Annotated in this window: 16 protein-coding genes and 1 pseudogene; 7 read left to right on the top strand and 10 right to left on the bottom strand. The window is 49.7% G+C overall.

Annotation, left to right across the window (positions count from 1 at the left end):
- Positions 1 to 18: 18 nt before the first annotated feature.
- Entirely contained in the window at positions 19 to 1722 is a 1704-nt protein-coding gene (locus tag SAQUA_RS11115; RefSeq protein WP_380673508.1) for a SulP family inorganic anion transporter, read from the bottom strand.
- A gap of 222 nt (positions 1723 to 1944) precedes the next feature.
- Here SAQUA_RS11115 and SAQUA_RS11110 point away from each other — a divergent pair, with 222 nt between their 5' ends.
- Positions 1945 to 2484: a septation protein A gene (locus SAQUA_RS11110; RefSeq protein WP_380673507.1), complete on the top strand. Its 540-nt coding sequence runs from the start codon at positions 1945 to 1947 to the stop codon at positions 2482 to 2484.
- A gap of 74 nt (positions 2485 to 2558) precedes the next feature.
- On the top strand, positions 2559 to 2987 hold the full coding sequence (gene yciA / locus SAQUA_RS11105) for an acyl-CoA thioester hydrolase YciA (RefSeq protein ID WP_380673506.1): 429 nt from the start codon (positions 2559 to 2561) through the stop codon (positions 2985 to 2987).
- A gap of 206 nt (positions 2988 to 3193) precedes the next feature.
- Here the strand turns inward: yciA and tonB are convergent, their stop codons facing one another.
- The gene (gene tonB, locus SAQUA_RS11100; protein WP_380673644.1) at positions 3194 to 3949 is read right to left on the bottom strand and encodes a TonB system transport protein TonB; all 756 of its coding nucleotides are present in this window, start codon (positions 3947 to 3949) and stop codon (positions 3194 to 3196) included.
- 336 nt (positions 3950 to 4285) lie between these two features.
- On the opposite strand from tonB, the gene SAQUA_RS11095 reads away from it, so the two are divergent.
- On the top strand, positions 4286 to 4582 hold the full coding sequence (locus tag SAQUA_RS11095; RefSeq protein ID WP_380673505.1) for a YciI family protein: 297 nt from the start codon (positions 4286 to 4288) through the stop codon (positions 4580 to 4582).
- Positions 4583 to 4703: 121 nt separating this feature from the next.
- Here SAQUA_RS11095 and SAQUA_RS11090 read toward each other — a convergent pair whose 3' ends face one another.
- A complete protein-coding gene (locus tag SAQUA_RS11090) occupies positions 4704 to 5252 on the bottom strand; it encodes a TetR/AcrR family transcriptional regulator (protein ID WP_380673504.1) in 549 nt (182 codons plus the stop codon).
- Positions 5253 to 5373: 121 nt separating this feature from the next.
- Here SAQUA_RS11090 and SAQUA_RS11085 point away from each other — a divergent pair, with 121 nt between their 5' ends.
- A complete protein-coding gene (locus SAQUA_RS11085; protein WP_380673503.1) occupies positions 5374 to 6846 on the top strand; it encodes an MFS transporter in 1473 nt (490 codons plus the stop codon).
- Positions 6847 to 7036: 190 nt separating this feature from the next.
- Entirely contained in the window at positions 7037 to 7528 is a 492-nt protein-coding gene (locus SAQUA_RS11080; RefSeq protein WP_380673501.1) for a Dps family protein, read from the top strand.
- A 47-nt stretch (positions 7529 to 7575) separates the two neighbouring features.
- Here SAQUA_RS11080 and SAQUA_RS11075 read toward each other — a convergent pair whose 3' ends face one another.
- Positions 7576 to 7752 (bottom strand): YciY family protein, encoded by a 177-nt coding sequence (locus SAQUA_RS11075; RefSeq protein WP_380673499.1) that lies wholly within the window; start codon positions 7750 to 7752, stop codon positions 7576 to 7578.
- A 236-nt stretch (positions 7753 to 7988) separates the two neighbouring features.
- On the opposite strand from SAQUA_RS11075, the gene cls reads away from it, so the two are divergent.
- Both cls and SAQUA_RS11065 read left to right on the top strand, forming a co-directional pair.
- The gene (gene cls / locus SAQUA_RS11070; protein WP_380673497.1) at positions 7989 to 9449 is read left to right on the top strand and encodes a cardiolipin synthase; all 1461 of its coding nucleotides are present in this window, start codon (positions 7989 to 7991) and stop codon (positions 9447 to 9449) included.
- Between the two features lie 54 nt (positions 9450 to 9503).
- Positions 9504 to 9827, top strand: coding sequence for an HI1450 family dsDNA-mimic protein (locus SAQUA_RS11065; RefSeq protein ID WP_021181235.1), 324 nt, complete (start codon positions 9504 to 9506; stop codon positions 9825 to 9827).
- Between the two features lie 94 nt (positions 9828 to 9921).
- On the opposite strand, the gene oppF is transcribed toward SAQUA_RS11065, so the two are convergent.
- The 6 genes and pseudogenes from oppF to SAQUA_RS11035 all read right to left on the bottom strand — a co-directional run.
- Positions 9922 to 10920 (bottom strand): murein tripeptide/oligopeptide ABC transporter ATP binding protein OppF, encoded by a 999-nt coding sequence (oppF, locus tag SAQUA_RS11060; protein WP_380673494.1) that lies wholly within the window; start codon positions 10918 to 10920, stop codon positions 9922 to 9924.
- A complete protein-coding gene (locus tag SAQUA_RS11055; protein WP_380673492.1) occupies positions 10917 to 11900 on the bottom strand; it encodes an ABC transporter ATP-binding protein in 984 nt (327 codons plus the stop codon). Before SAQUA_RS11055 ends, oppF begins: the two co-directional genes overlap by 4 nt.
- Positions 11901 to 11911: 11 nt before the next feature.
- The gene (gene oppC / locus SAQUA_RS11050) at positions 11912 to 12817 is read right to left on the bottom strand and encodes an oligopeptide ABC transporter permease OppC (protein ID WP_380673490.1); all 906 of its coding nucleotides are present in this window, start codon (positions 12815 to 12817) and stop codon (positions 11912 to 11914) included.
- A gap of 15 nt (positions 12818 to 12832) precedes the next feature.
- Positions 12833 to 13753 carry an oligopeptide ABC transporter permease OppB gene (oppB, locus tag SAQUA_RS11045; protein ID WP_380673488.1) on the bottom strand — a complete coding sequence of 307 codons (921 nt, stop codon included), beginning with the start codon at positions 13751 to 13753 and terminating at the stop codon, positions 12833 to 12835.
- Between the two features lie 82 nt (positions 13754 to 13835).
- Positions 13836 to 15473 (bottom strand): oligopeptide ABC transporter substrate-binding protein OppA, encoded by a 1638-nt coding sequence (gene oppA / locus SAQUA_RS11040; RefSeq protein WP_380673486.1) that lies wholly within the window; start codon positions 15471 to 15473, stop codon positions 13836 to 13838.
- A gap of 142 nt (positions 15474 to 15615) precedes the next feature.
- Positions 15616 to 15855: pseudogene (locus SAQUA_RS11035) on the bottom strand (oligopeptide ABC transporter substrate-binding protein OppA); the annotation flags it as partial.
- Between the last annotated feature and the right edge of the window lie 207 nt (positions 15856 to 16062).

Raw genomic sequence — 16062 nt, 5'->3', positions numbered from 1 at the left:
TGGCGTGCCCTTTTTTGCTTACAGCACCGTTGCAGGTTCAGCCTGCTCCTTGCTTTGTATCAGTTTGAGGGCCAGATAGAGATCCGGCACCAGAATAAGATCCTGTTCGCGTCCAACCTTGTTGACACGGAACCAACGGGTTAACTCGGTTCGCCGTCCCGCTAAAACCAATTTCACGTTACGCTGTAACAGATCGCGTTTCAGTTCATCAATTGCGGCCAAAACGCTGATGTCCGCATGGGTGAAACTGGCAACTGCATCAATCACTACCCACCGCGGCTGGAACGGCGTGCTATCCACCAGATTCAGAATTCGCCGTTTGAAGTAGGCCACATTAAAATAGGTCAATGGCGAGTTGAAGCGGTACATCATGACGCCTTGAACCGCCTTCACTCCATTGTTGTTACCCATAGAGTGAATCATGCCCTCATCATTAACCCCCAACAACTGTTCCGTTGGGCGAAAGACGGTACGCAAGAATTGCATCAGCCCGAGTAACACCGCCAAACCGATCCCGCTGATCACCCCTACCAGTAGAACGCTGAGGAAAGTAAATGCCGCCAACCAAAACGCCTGAGTGTTGCGCTTGCGCAGTATCCAGATACCGCGAATGTCAATCAACGACCAGGCCGCATAGATCAGTACCACCCCAAGTCCGGCAGTCGGGATAAATTGCAGCGGTGAAGTAAAGAACAACAACACGATGGCAATCACAACTGCGGCAATAATCGATACCAGTTGGCTTTTACCTCCATTGGCATCGTTGACCGCCGTACGAGAATCGGCACCACTGATAGCAAAACCCTGTGACAATGCAGAAACGATATTCACCACGCCCAACGCACGGAATTCCGTATCGGCATTCACTTCATAACCATTTTTTGCTGCGAAACTCCTCGCCGTCAGCATCATGCTAACGAAACTGACTACGGCCAGGTTTAGTGCAGGTATTACCATGTCACGCAGCAGACCTGGCTGAAAGTCTGGCCACTGCACCATCGGCAGCATGCTGCTGAAGCCACCGACAGTAATGATGCCGTGTTGCTGTAAATTACCCGCCCAGGTAACGAACGTTACCAGTACGATTGCAAACAGCGGTGCGGGCCAGTTCGGCCTTAACTTTTTAACGCCAACCAAGATCACCAGAGTGAGTAATGAAATTCCCATGGTCAGCCACTCACTGTGCAACAAATTACCGGGTAACGCGTAAAGACGTTCAATTAACTGGGCTGACGGCGTACCAAAACCCAATACCCTGCCGATTTGAGCAACAATAATGGTCACAGCGACACCGTTAAGCAGACCACTAAGTATCGGGCGAGAGAGCAAATCTGCCAAAGCACCCAACCGAAAACGGCTTGCCAGCAGACACCAGAACCCCGTCATGGCAGTCATCATAATGGTCAGTTGCCAGTGCAATTCCATGTTCCCGGCAGACAACGGCATCACAACCGCAGCGATGACTGCACAGGTTGCTGCATCGGGTCCGACAATTAATTGGCGGGATGAACCGAAGATAGCGTAAGCGATCATTGGTAAAATACAGGAGTAAAGCCCCACAACCGGGCTGACACCGGCCAATTCAGCATAGGCAATTGCCACCGGTAGCGCCACCGCAGCTACAGAGAGCCCAGCACGAATATCCGGCTTCAACCAACTGCGTTCATATCCTGACAAATGTGTCAAACCAGGCATCAGCGTCTGGAGAGATTTCCACTGCATAGCTATTTTCCACGTTAAATTAGCAGGCTATTATTACGTTTAATCGGCAATGTGCAAATCGCACTGCCCATTAACTGCCGATGGCGATCGTAAGTTTACGCAAATTCCTGCCAGAACAGCGGAAATCTAGTCGGCGAACACCGATAATCAGCACTCTCCTGCGGTACACAGATCACGCCGAATCCGGTATAGTCGGCCGATAAACTTATTATGGATTGATTTATGAAGCAGTTTCTCGATTTTCTACCACTCATTGTCTTTTTTGCCTTTTATAAACTCTACGATATCTACGTTGCCTCTGGAGCGCTGATTGCCGCCACTGCTCTGGCACTGATATTTACCTGGCTGAAATACCGTAAGGTAGAGAAAATGACGCTTATCACCTTCGCTATGGTGGTCATTTTCGGTACGCTAACCCTGGTTTTCCATAATGATTTATTTATCAAATGGAAAGTCACCGTAATTTATGTCTTGTTCTCCTTGGCGCTACTTATCAGCCAACTGGTACTGAAAAAACCGCTAATCCAACGTATGTTGGGTAAAGAGTTGACGCTGCCTGATAAAGTATGGGGTAACCTGAACATAGCCTGGGCCATTTTCTTTTTAGCCTGTGGTTTAGCCAATATTTATGTGGCATTTTGGTTGCCACAGGACGTGTGGGTGAATTTTAAGGTATTTGGCCTGACGGCACTGACCCTGGTCTTTACCCTGATAAGTGGCATCTATATTTATCGCCACATGCAGGAAGAACAGAAGAAATAGTCACCTAAATGTCAACGCCCTAAGCGAGTGCTGTGGGCGATAGGATTTGAACCTTTTTAATAAAGCAGACTGTAATGACAGAACAACTCTCTTTACCCAGTGGTGAACTGGTGCTGCGAACGCTGGCCATGCCAGCAGATACCAATGCCAATGGGGACATTTTCGGCGGCTGGTTAATGTCGCAAATGGATATTGGTGGCGCAATCTTGGCCAAAGAAATTGCTGAAGGCCGGGTAGTCACTGTACGGGTCGACGGTATAACCTTCCTGAAGCCGGTTGCCGTTGGCGACGTAGTTTGTTGTTATGCCAACTGCATCCGCACCGGGCGAACCTCAATTACCGTCAATATTGAAGTTTGGGTAAAGAAAGTTTCGTCTGACCCAATAGGCCAACGATACCGTGCCACTGAGGCCGTTTTTACCTATGTTGCGGTGGATGAAGTTGGCCACCCTCACGCCCTGCCTGAAGGCAAAACCAACTTCAGCGCCGACAGCAAAAAGTAAATTGCCAATTGACAAGAAGGTCGCCCAAGCGACCTTGAGGTTGATGACAAAGTCGCCTTCTGACCCGAGATACCCGGGCCTAGCGCACCGAGGGGCGCTCCGACGGCTTACGCCGTTACGACCCCATCGGCACGCTCTCCCTAATAACGGGGTTTGTCAGCAGTCTGAAGGTCGCCCAAGCGACCTTCTTTTGTTTCCACTCAGAATCAATTGAGATCTGTCGAACCATCCAATTTAAAGACGATTGTTTTCGTCAGATCCTTTGCTGGCTTAGCCTCATACCGCCACTTACGCATTGCCTGCTTCACTTCACGTTCAAACATATTGCGTGGTTCCGCTGACAAGATCCGCAGGTTGGTGACTCGCCCATCACTATCTACATCAAATTGAACCTTAACCTTACCTTCGATCTGTAATGCCAACGCGCGCGACGGATACATAGGTTTAGAAAGGCTCAGCGCCTTAGGTTCCACTTTAAGTGAGTTTCCTGGGGCTGGGGCCGCAGGTGCCTGTTTAACAGGTGCTGTATCGATCGGTTTGGTCTCTGATTGACTCTCAAACGGCGAGGGCTCACGTGGCTCAGCTTTTTTAACTTCACGCTGAACCGTCTTCTCAACCTTCGGCGGTTTGGGTTTGGGTTTTGGTTTCGGTTTGGGTTTCTCAGGTTCAGGTTTTGGGATCGCTACAGGTACTGGCAGGGGCGGCTCAGGGATAGGCTCCGCTTCAGTTTCAGGTTCGGCTTGCTCTTGTGGCTCTGGCTCTGCAGCTGCGGGCGGCGGCTCAGCAAGCGCAGCCATATTAACCATCATGACACTTATTGGGGCATCTTCTTGTTTAGGCAACATCATAACTTCTTTAACGGAAGCGTAGAGTAAAGCGGCCACCAGGGCACTATGTAAGCCAACGGAAAGCACTATTGGAACGGAAATACGGCGAATAAGGAACATCTTTTTTAGCGGCATAATGATTCGTTTCCTCTGGTTCGCCAATTCTAAATGCAAATAGCAATCATATTCAATAAGGAAACACGAACTCTCGCTTTTATCTGCATTTTTTGGCATTGCACGGCCCAAAAACCGACAGGCATTTACCAACCATTAGCCTTACCAAGGTATATTGCTCACGTATTTTTAACTTAGCCACCTGCGCGAAGGCGACCGCGACAGGTTTGCCTGCGAACTGCAACAGATTGGTGACCCTCATTGCGATATAACTGTGTTCTGAACGGTGTTCCTTTGCATAGCGTTTTAGGCTATTTTATTACCACCATTCTATCAGCATGATTTTAAAGGTGAAATATGCTTTATCTGATCTACGCCCAAGACTTACCCAATACGCTGGAACAACGCCTGGCTGCTCGGCCTACTCATCTGGCCCGTCTACAAGCATTGCGTGACGAAGGTCGGCTGCTTGTTGCTGGCCCTAACCCAGCAATCGATAGTAATGATCCCGGCCAGGCTGGATTCACAGGTTCTACCGTGATCGCCGAATTCGCCTCACTGGAGGCGGCCCAGTCATGGGCAGCGCAAGACCCCTATGTTGATGCCGGTGTGTATGGTGAAGTGACGGTAAAACCCTTCAAACAGGTTTTCTGAGCAAAAAAAAGCCAGCACGGAGGTAGCTGGCTAAATGGGTTCTTCGAGGGAAATTCTTGTTTCACAAATATACTCACAGCTCGATATGACCGCTATCTATCATTGCAATAGGCCGAACATGTCAATTTTCCTCAGTGAGAACCCATTTTTTTATATCAGCAAATATGTCTTCCCATTCTTGCTGCTCAATGTTCATAAATCCAAAGAAACGAAGCATAAAAGCCCCTTCTGTTGCCAGGAATGCCAGTCGCGCCTTTCTGCCCTGGTCGCTTGCCAGATCCAGTCCTGAGATTCGCTCTCGATACCATTCACGCGTGCTGTCCAGATGCTCTGGCGTCTGTATTAGCGTAGCCATCAATCCGGCAGCCTTGGCGCTCGAAGCCTGATCTGAGCTTAGGGTTGCCTGCAGATGTGCCTGAACAATCGTCACCGGATCGGGAGCATCGCCAGCTATGCACTCAAAAACAGTGTTATAGGCTTTTCCCCAACGTTCAAACATTGCATCAATCAGTGCATCTTTACTGCCAAAGCAATACTGAACGCCTCCCTTGGAGATCCCCATTGCTTTGGCAACCGAATCGATGGTTAAGCCAGCTGCGCCCTGAGTTGCCACGATCTCCTCTGCCATATCCAGCACTTTGTCGCGATCAATACTTCGTTGGCGCCCCATTTAGAAACTTCCTCTTTTAAATACGAACGTATGGATTTATATTATATCAGCCTCCCTCGCAAAATCTGAGGATGGCCGTAAGATGACGCAACCGCGTTATCGGTGTTCTAGGATACTCTTTATGCACGCCAAAAACCGCTGGTTGATCCTGGCAATGATCTCCAGTGCGCTATTTTTAATCATTACTGATATGACGGTGCTTTACACCGCATTGCCCCGCCTAACGCAGGCACTGGATGCTACCGCATCACAAAAACTCTGGATCGTTAACGCCTATCCACTGGTGGTCGCCGGGCTGCTTCCGGGCGCGGGGATGTTAAGTGACCGTATCGGCCACAAGAGAATGTTTATTGCCGGGTTGCCCGTGTTTGCCCTCGCCTCGCTGTGCGCCGCGTTTTCTGCCACTGCGGAACTGCTGATCGCTTCTCGTGCTTTTCTGGCACTCGGTGCGGCAATGATGATGCCAGCCACCCTGGCCATTGTGCGCCATGTTTTTACCGATGAACGCGAACGTGCACTGGCGATCGGCATCTGGGCAGCCGTTGCCTCCGGAGCGGCCGCGCTTGGCCCGGTGGTTGGGGGGATCCTGCTGGCCTATTTCTGGTGGGGTTCGGTATTTCTGATCAACGTCCCAGTCGTTATGCTGGTATTGCCACTGGCGTGGTATTTGATCCCCCGCTGCGGTGGTGATAATAAGCGCCCGTACGATATTATTGGCTCGGTACAGATCTTGTTTGGCTTGGTAGCCGCGATTTATGCGCTGAAAGAGTTAAGCAAACCCAATCTCTCTTTGACAGACTTTGCCATTGCAGCCTTCATCGGCGTGCTCTTTCTGAGCTTGTTTGTTCGCCGTCAGCAACGCGCGCAATATCCCATGATCGATTTCTCACTGTTTCATAACCGCCTGTTTTCTTGTGGTGTTGGCGTAGCTATCGTTTCGATGATCGCTTTGGTTGGTATCGAATTGGTTTTAAGCCAACGATTACAGCTGGTCCTGGGTATGACACCGTTACTGGCCGCCCTGTTTATTTTACCCATTCCTGTCGCCTCTGCGTTAGCTGGCCCTCTAGCGGGTGCGCTATTGCCACGCTACGGTGAACGCATGATGCTGGTGTTTGGCTTCGTGCTTACGGCGTTGGGTATTGCAGGCTTTGCCCTGTTATACCAAGGCAATATCACTATGCAACTCGCTAGCCTGTTTGTGATCGGGTTTGGCCTCGGCGTTGCTATCACTGCGGCCTCCACGGCAATCATGCTCAATACTCCTGAAGATAAATCGGGCATGGTAGCGGCAATTGAGGATGTCTCATGGGAATTAGGCGGCGTTCTGGGTATAACATTACTCGGCGGCTTAATGACGGCAGTATATAGCCATAGCTTGGTTTTACCCGCCAATTTACCCGTTGAGGAGATGGCTTATGACAGTATCGATGAAACCTTGCGACTTGCGGGAGATATGACTGCGGATAGCGCCGAAAAACTGACATTTCTGGCGCGAGCCGCCTTCGACCAAGCATTTCTTGCTGTATTGGTCGCGGCAACCTTACTGATAAGTTTGAGTGTGGGAATATTAAAATTTACATTACGCAGGTAAGCGCAATGTTATTTTATCGCCAGCATGTTTATATGTGAGGGAGTTGGTTATCTGGTGGATTTATCTTCATTGGTTTAAACGATTAAATTGATGCCTTCTATCGTCTTTTTCACCGTGAAGGATCCAGCTATTCTCTTATAGGGTTACCATTATCTAGACAAGCGAAACAAATAATCAGGAGAAGATTATTATGGCAACGACCAAGAAAGCTGCAAAAACCCATATCGGTCTTGATACCAAACAATCAGCAAAACTCTCCGAGGCCTTGAACGCCTTGCTGGCAAACTATCAAGTGCTGTATATGAACGTTCGCGGCTACCACTGGAATATTTCCGGCCCGCAATTCTTTGAATTGCATGCTAAATTTGAAGAAACCTACAACGGCTTGCTAACCAAGGTCGATGAATTGGCTGAGCGTATTCTGACGCTAGGATCGCAGCCTGCTCATGCTTTTAGTACCTACCTGAAGTCGGCAGATATCAAAGAACACACTAATGTTACCGATGATAAAGGTACTTTACGCGGCTTGTTGGATGGTTATGCGATTTTGTTGAAGCAGCAGCGTGAGTTATTAACGCTGGCGGCAGATGCCGGAGACGAAGGAACCTCCTCGCTGATGAGCGACTATATCAAAGAGCAGGAAAAGCAAGTTTGGATGCTCAACGCCTATTTGGGTAAATAATCATCAGCTATAGAACCAAACAGTCCCATTACGGGACTGTTCTTCATTTACCACTCGTAAGCCACCGCGAATAATAGAGCGCGCCGGTGTTGATCGTCCAAACGACGGCCAACACGGATGATATGCCTATTGCTGCACGACTGACGCTCCAACCAACGATGCCTGCGCCGCTGGCGTTGCCTTAACATCCGCCAACGACCCACTTCATTTCTACTGCGTTTCATATTCCGTTACTCATTAATACCAAGCATGGGCATTATAGTCCTTTCAGCGACCGAACCAAGTCATCCATTCACTGAGCTTATATACATACTTGACGCAAAAAGTTATGTTTTCACTTTCTGCAAGTCCCTTTCTTCAATCATTTTTATGCGATCCAAGTACAGAGAAAAGGTTTCACCTTTGTTGTTCTGTGCGTACACTCATTATTGGTAGCTTGCGCATGGGATTTTTCGCCTTTATGACAACATTTTATACCGTAATGAGTTGGCTCCTAGTATTCGGCTACTGGTTAGTTGTAGCCGGAGTGACGCTGCGCATTCTTATGAAGCGGCGTGCTGTTCCTTCGGCAATGGCTTGGCTGTTGGTTATCTACATACTGCCACTCGTCGGTATCGTGGCTTATCTGTCCTTCGGTGAGTTGCATTTGGGGAAACGCCGAGCCGAAAGAGCCAAAGCCATGTGGCCTTCTACCGCACGGTGGTTGAGCGAACTCAAAGAAAGCCAACGGATATTTGCAACAGATTACAGTGAGGTTGCCCGCCCACTGTTTGAGCTTTGTCATCGTCGGCAGGGCATCGATGGGGTCAAAGGCAATCAGTTGCAGTTACTGACTACGACCGATGAAACATTAAATGCGCTGATCCGCGATATCGGGCTGGCTCGCCACAATATCGAAATGGTGTTCTATATCTGGCAACCCGGAGGTCAAGCCGATCAGGTTGCAGAGTCTTTGATGGCCGCTGCGCGCCGTGGTGTACACTGCCGCCTGCTGTTGGACTCTGCAGGTAGTGTGCAATTCTTCCGTGGCCCTTACCCCGGAATGATGCGCAATGCCGGGATCGAAGTCGTCGAAGCGCTCAAGGTTAGTCTGTTCCGCGTGTTTTTACGCCGCATGGACTTGCGGCAACACCGTAAAATGGTGCTGATCGATAATTATATTGCCTATACCGGCAGCATGAACATGGTCGATCCCCGCTTTTTTAAGCAGGATGCAGGTGTTGGCCAGTGGATCGATTTGATGGCGCGTATGGAGGGCCCGGTTGCAACCACCATGGGTATCGTTTACGCCTGCGACTGGGAAATCGAGACAGGTAAACGCATTCTGCCACCGCCACCTGATGTGAACATCATGCCGTTCGAGCAGGAAAGCGGCCATACCATTCAGGTCATTGCCTCCGGCCCGGGATTCCCGGATGAGATGATCCACCAGGCACTGCTCACAGCGGTTTATTCCGCACGTAAACAGTTGATTATGACCACCCCTTACTTCGTACCCAGTGACGATCTCCTGCACGCCATCTGTACTGCGGCATTACGTGGCGTAGAAGTCAGCATTATTGTACCGCATGACAACGACTCCATGATGGTACGCTGGGCCAGCCGTTCATTCTTCTCAGAGTTACTGGATGCTGGCGTAAGGATTTATCAGTTCAAAGGCGGATTGCTGCATACCAAGAGCGTGTTGGTCGATGGACAACTCAGCCTGGTGGGAACGGTCAATCTTGATATGCGCAGCCTATGGTTAAACTTTGAGATCACGCTGGTAATTGACGATGACGGCTTCGGCAACGATCTGGCCTGCGTGCAAGATGACTATATTGCGCGTTCGGAACTTTTGGATGGCAAACAGTGGGCGAAGCGTCCATTTTGGCATCGCATTGTGGAACGTCTTTTCTACTTTTTCAGCCCGTTGCTGTAAAAGCTGTAACGAGCATGGTTTAATAACGCCAAATTATTTGTGACAGGATTTTTTATGGACTTGAATAATCGCCTTACAGAAGATGAAACGCTGGAACAGGCTTACGATATCTTCCTTGAACTGGCAGGCGACAATCTGGATCCGGCCGATATCTTGCTATTTAACCTGCAGTTTGAAGAACGTGGTGGTGCAGAGCTTTACGATCCCGCCGAAGATTGGCAGGAACATGTGGATTACGATCTAAACCCGGATTTCTTCGCTGAAGTGGTCATCGGTCTTGCTGATAGTGATGGCGAACCGATTAACGATGTGTTTGCTCGAGTGCTGATTTGCCGCGAAAAAGATAACAAGCTTTGCCACATTTTGTGGAAAGAGTAAGCGCCTCAGACACAAAAAAACTGCACCTTTACTTGTTGGGTTCCCCACTTTCAGGGTGCAGTTCAATTAGCCACCGTTATTGATAATCAAGCATTTATAACGGGTCGACCTTCAAACAAGACACCGCATGGCGAAAACTACCTTCCAATAGCGGACGCGTCTTGGCGCACTCTGGCCCAGCAATCGGGCAACGGGTGCGGAAGACGCAACCGGAAGGTGGATTAATGGGCGAAGGCAGTTCCCCCTCCAGCAGTTGGATCTGTCTTTCTTTCTGTTTATCCGGGTCCGGGATCGGCACCGCAGACATCAACGCTTTGGTATAAGGGTGTTGCGGGTTGTGGTACACCTCATCATAGGTTCCCAGTTCCACAGCATGCCCTAGATACATCACCAGAACACGATCAGAAATATGCTTTACCACCGCCAAGTCGTGGGCAATAAAGATCAATGACAGCCCCATTTCGCGCTGCAGCTGTTGCAACAAGTTCACTACTTGCGCCTGAATGGAAACATCCAATGCCGAGACCGGCTCATCACAGATCACCAGTTTAGGTTCCAGTATCAAAGCCCGAGCGATACCAATTCGCTGGCACTGCCCGCCCGAAAACTCATGGGGGTAACGGTTGATCAGATTCGGTAGTAAACCGACCTTCATCATCATCGCCTTAACCTTATCCTTCACTTCCTGACGTGGCATGTGCGGATTATAGGTGCGTAAAGGTTCGGCAATGATGTCGCCAATCGTCATGCGTGGATTAAGCGAAGCCAGCGGATCCTGAAAAATCATCTGAATGTCGCTTCTGGTTTTACGCCAGTCCGCATCACTCATTCCCAGCAAATCTTTACCCAACCAGGTAACGCTACCGCTGGTTGCCTTCACTAGACCAATAATCGCGCGAGCGAAGGTAGATTTCCCGCAACCGGACTCGCCGACGACGCCGAGCGTTTCACCCTCAAACAGGCGTAGGGTAACCCCATCAACAGCCTTCAGGGTTTTTGGCGCCTGCCAAAACCACTGTTTAGCATCGTGAATATCGAAATGAACTTTCAAGTCTGCGACTTCAAGCAGCACTCGTTTATCAGTTGCTGTCATACCAAAGCCTCCACCGGTTTGAAGCAGGCGCGAAGGCGCCCTTCACCAAACTGCTCCAAAGGTGGAGCACTCGAGCACTCTTCCATCGAGTGAGGGCAACGCGGTTGGAACGGGCAGCCCTTTGGTAAACGCAATAAATTTGGCGGGTTACCTGGGATGGTCATGAGCGATCCGCCTTCAGCATCCAGGCGAGGCACTGCATTCAGCAAGCCGATTGAGTATGGATGACTCGGCTGGTAGAACACATCGCGGGCTGTGCCATATTCCATGGTGCGTCCGGCATACATGACCAGTACCTTGTTACAGATCCCTGCCACCACGCCTAAGTCATGGGTAATCATGATGATTGCCGTATTGAATTCGCGTTGTAATTCATTCAGCAGTGTCATGATTTGCGCCTGTACGGTAACATCCAGCGCAGTGGTAGGCTCATCGGCAATCAGAAGTTTCGGCCCACACAGCAGTGCCATGGCAATCATCACCCGCTGACGCATTCCCCCGGAGAATTCATGCGGGTACATGCGCATACGTTTACGCGCTTCTGGCATTTTGACCGCGTCCAGCATACGCACAGACTCTTCAAATGCTGCGCTTTTGCTGATTTTTTTATGCAGCATCAGCACTTCCATCAACTGCTCACCCACACGCATATAGGGGTTCAGCGAGGTCATTGGGTCTTGAAAGATCATGGAGATCTCTTCGGCACGCAGTTTGTTGAGCTCGTTTTCAGGCAGGTTAAGTATTTCGCGGCCATTAAACTTTGCAGAACCGCCGATACGGCCATTACTGGCCAGCAAACCCATCAGTGCAAATGCAGTCTGTGATTTTCCCGAACCAGACTCCCCAACGATCCCCAAGGTTTCCCCGGCACGCAGATCGAAATTAAGATCGTTTACTGCTGTTACATCCCCATCCGGCGTAGAGAAGGTTACACGCAGGTCTTTTACATCCAGCAGCGATTGATTTTCAATTATGTGCATGATTGCACTCCTTAACGATCTTTCGGGTCGAGGGCGTCACGCAGGCCATCGCCGATAAAGTTGAAACAAAAAAGAGTGACAACCAGGAAACCTGCTGGGAACAGCAGCAGCCACGGTGAAACTTCCATCGAGTTGGCACCATCGCTCAATAGCGCGCCCCAACTGCTCAATGGCTCTTGGGTTCCCAACCCCAGAAAACTCAGGAAGGATTCAAACAGGATCATACTGGGTACCAGCAGTGATGCATAAACCACTACCACGCCCAACACGTTTGGCACGATATGCCGCAGGACAATATTGCGAGTCGATACGCCACACACTAACGCAGCCTCGATGAACTCTTTACGCTTGAGGCTGAGTGTCTGCCCTCGCACAATACGCGCCATGTCCAACCAGGAAACCATGCCGATCGCCACAAAGATCAGCAGAATATTTTGCCCAAAGAAGGTCACTAGCAGGATCACAAAGAACATGAACGGGAATGAATTGAGGATCTCCAGCAGACGCATCATGACGGAGTCTGTTTTGCCGCCCAAATAACCCGACAGAGAGCCGTATAAAGTACCCACCACAACGGCAACCAGCGCCGCTGCCACGCCAACCATCAGCGAGACGCGTCCCCCAATGGCTACCCGCACCAGTAAATCACGTCCTGAGGAGTCAGTACCAAAGTAGTGTGCTGACTCCAAGTTAGGAGCAGCCGACATCATTGCCCAATCAGTGTCGTCATAGGCAAATTGCGATAGCCAGGGAGTGCAGATCACAAACAGGGTAATCAGTACTAAAACAAACAGGCTGGTCACCGCCGCACGGTTATGCATAAAGCGGCGACGCGCATCCTGCCATAGGCTGCGCCCTTCTACTTCAAGTTTTTCACTGAAGTTTTCCAGAGCTTCGCTGTTCTTTTTTGTCAACATCTTGCGTGCTCCAGTCTAGTAGCGGATTTTCGGGTCGATCACGGCATACAGCACGTCAACGATCGCGTTGAACAGAATTGTTAAGCCGCCCACCAGAATAGTCAGGCTCAACACCAGTGAGTAGTCACGGTTTAAAGCACCGTTAACAAACAGTTGGCCAATTCCGGGTAGACCAAAGATAGTTTCGATCACCATAGAACCGGTGATAATCCCGACGAACGCAGGCCCTAAATAGGACAGTACAGGTAACATGGCCGGCTTCAGCGCATGACGAAAAATGATACGCCGCATCGGCAGCCCTTTCGCGCGTGCGGTGCGGATAAAGTTGGAGTGCAACACTTCAATCATCGAGCCACGGGTGATACGGGCGATGCTGGCGATATATGCCAGAGAGAGAGCTACCATTGGCAGAATGATGAACTTAGGTGCCCCACCATTCCAGCCACCTCCTGGCAGCCATTTCAGGGTAATGGCAAAGATCAGTACCAGCAACGGCGCCACCACAAAGCTGGGGATCACCACCCCGGTCATGGCAAAACCCATCACCGTATAGTCCCACTTAGTATTCTGATGCAATGCAGCAACCACTCCTGCACTCACTCCCAATACCACCGCCAGTATGAAAGCGGCAAAACCCAATTTGGCTGAGACGGGAAATGAACCCGCAACCAGGTCATTGACCGTATAGTCTTTGTATTTGAATGAGGGACCAAAATCCCCTTTCGACAGCTGCACCAGATAATGCCCGTACTGTTTCCAGATCGGATCGTTGAGATGGTATTTAGCTTCAATGTTGGCCATCACTTCAGGTGGTAGCGCACGCTCACCGGTAAATGGGCTACCGGGAGCGAGACGCATCATAAAGAATGAGATGGTAATAAGGATAAATAGTGTCGGGATCGCCTCTAACAGGCGACGAAATATAAATTTAAGCATTGCCCTAACCCTGTGCTTCAGCCTGATAACGGCTTATTTTCTTAACGTGGGCTGGCAACCCCTGCTGCCAGCCCTTACCGTATCAATGCTTGATGATGTACAGGTTTTTGTCGTACACGTTGTCAAGCGGGTCTTTGCCGGTGTAACCGCCAACATATGGTTTCACCAGGCGGGCATTGACATAGTAATAAACCGGAACGATGGCAGAATCTTTATCCAGTTGGACTTCGGCTTGCTGGTAAAGTCCTACACGCTCTTCTTTGGTTTTAGCTGATATGGCATCGGCCATAATCTTGTCGAATGCGGCACTCTTATAGTGTGGTGTGTTACTGCTGCTGTCGGAAAGCATCATATTCAGGAAGGAGCTTGGTTCGTTATAATCGGCACACCAAGCAGCCCTTGATACATCGTAAGTCCCCTGATGGCGGGTATCCAGGAAGGTCTTCCACTCCTGATTCACCAGTTTAACTTCTACACCCAGGTTTTTCTTCCAGATGGAGGCGGCGGCGATGGCCAATTTTTTGTGCAGGTCGGAGGTATTGTACAGAAGGGAGAAGGTGAGTGGTTTATCTGGGCCGTAGCCTGCCTCAGCCAGCAGTTTTTTGGCTGCCTCATTGCGTTTATCCTGCGTCCAACCGAACCACTCTGGCGGTGTCAATTTAACGCCATCTGCGTACGGCGGTGTAAAACCATAGGCGGGTAGGTCACCCTGATTCTTCACCTTATTGGTGATAATGTCGCGGTCCATCCCCAGCTTGAGGGCTTCACGTACGCGAGCATCGGTAAACGGTGCCTTCTGGTTGTTCATTTCGTAATAATAAGTACACAGGTAAGGATCGACATGAACTTCGTTCGGGATCTCCTTTTTCAGTTTATGGAACAGTTCAATCGGCAAATAATTATAAGTCATGTCAATTTCACCGGTACGATAGCGGTTCACGTCGGTAACTTCTGAAGCAATCGGCAGGAAAGTGACCTTATTAATGATGGTTTTCGCGTTATCCCAATATTCCGGGTTACGTTCGAGCACGATACGTTCGTTAACCACCCAATCTTTCAACTTATAGGCACCATTACTGACGTAATTCTGTGGCAGCGTCCATTTTTCACCAAACTTCTCAACGACGTCTTTATACACTGGCTTCATCGCGTAGTGTGGCGTCATTTCTACCAAGTATGGCACCGGTTCGGTCAGGGTAACCTGGAAGGTATGATCGTCGATGGCCTTTACGCCCAGCGTGGATTTATCTTTTTTACCGGCAATAATGTCGTCAACGTTTTCTACGTGAGCATACTGCAGGTAGCTGGCATAAGGGGACGCAGTTTTTGGATCGACAATACGCTGCCAGCTATAAACAAAATCCTGTGCCGTTACCGGCTGACCATTCGACCATTTAGCATCTTTACGCAGATGGAAGGTCCACACTTTAAAATCTTTGTTATCCCAGCTTTCGGCAACACCAGGGACTATCGACCCATCCAAATCGTTATTCGCCAAGCCTTCGAGCAGATCGCGAGTAACGTTATTTTCTGGCACACCTTCAATCTTGTGCGGATCCAGAGACTGTACTTCTGAACCGTTGTTCTTAACCAGTTCTTGTTTATCTGCCAGTTGCACCCCCGCTGGAACAACCGCAGCGATTGCACTTCCAGTAGCAGTAAGACTAAACGCGGCAATAATGCCTACTGCCAATAGTGATTTCTTTGTGATGTTGATCATGTATTAACTCCAGTTTTTATTATCACAGCCCCAACGAGGGATCTGCGTTGCCCGTTAATCGGGTAATGTTGCGGGCAGGCGCCGTGGAAAAAACGGCATTGCCCTTCCTTGCATTACCGGCGCCTGCTGGCGCCGGTAAATTGTCGCGAGCCAGCGTCAGTTCGACAACCGTACTTACACGCGCATCAGTAAATGGCGCACGCTGGGTATTAATTTCATAGTAGAAGGTACACAGATAAGAATTGATGTGCAGTGGCTCGGGGATCTTGCGCTTCATTTTGGCATACAGATTGGGCGGAATAGCACCATTGGTAATATCGATTTCGCCACTGCGATAACGGTTTAAATCGCTGACTTCAGAAGACGTTGGCAGGAACGTCGCCAATTCAGTCCTCTGCTGTGTCGCCAGTTGCGTTCCAACAGGAACCTCTGCCGCACGAGTGTTTTTAACGACAACTCCCCCCAATACGGCGGCAAACATAAGCACCTGCGGCGTGTAAGTCATTGTTTGCTGCATAGTTCAGGTTCCTTTCACCAATAGGAGTTGTTGCAATAATGGTGGAATATTTATACCAATGCCGAATAAATA

It is taken from the genome of Serratia aquatilis (assembly GCF_044865145.1).
GTDB classification, from domain to species: Bacteria; Pseudomonadota; Gammaproteobacteria; order Enterobacterales; family Enterobacteriaceae; genus Chania; species Chania aquatilis.
The sequence above is the reverse complement of the archived record's forward strand: the minus strand, read 5'-3'. Positions and strand labels throughout refer to the sequence as shown.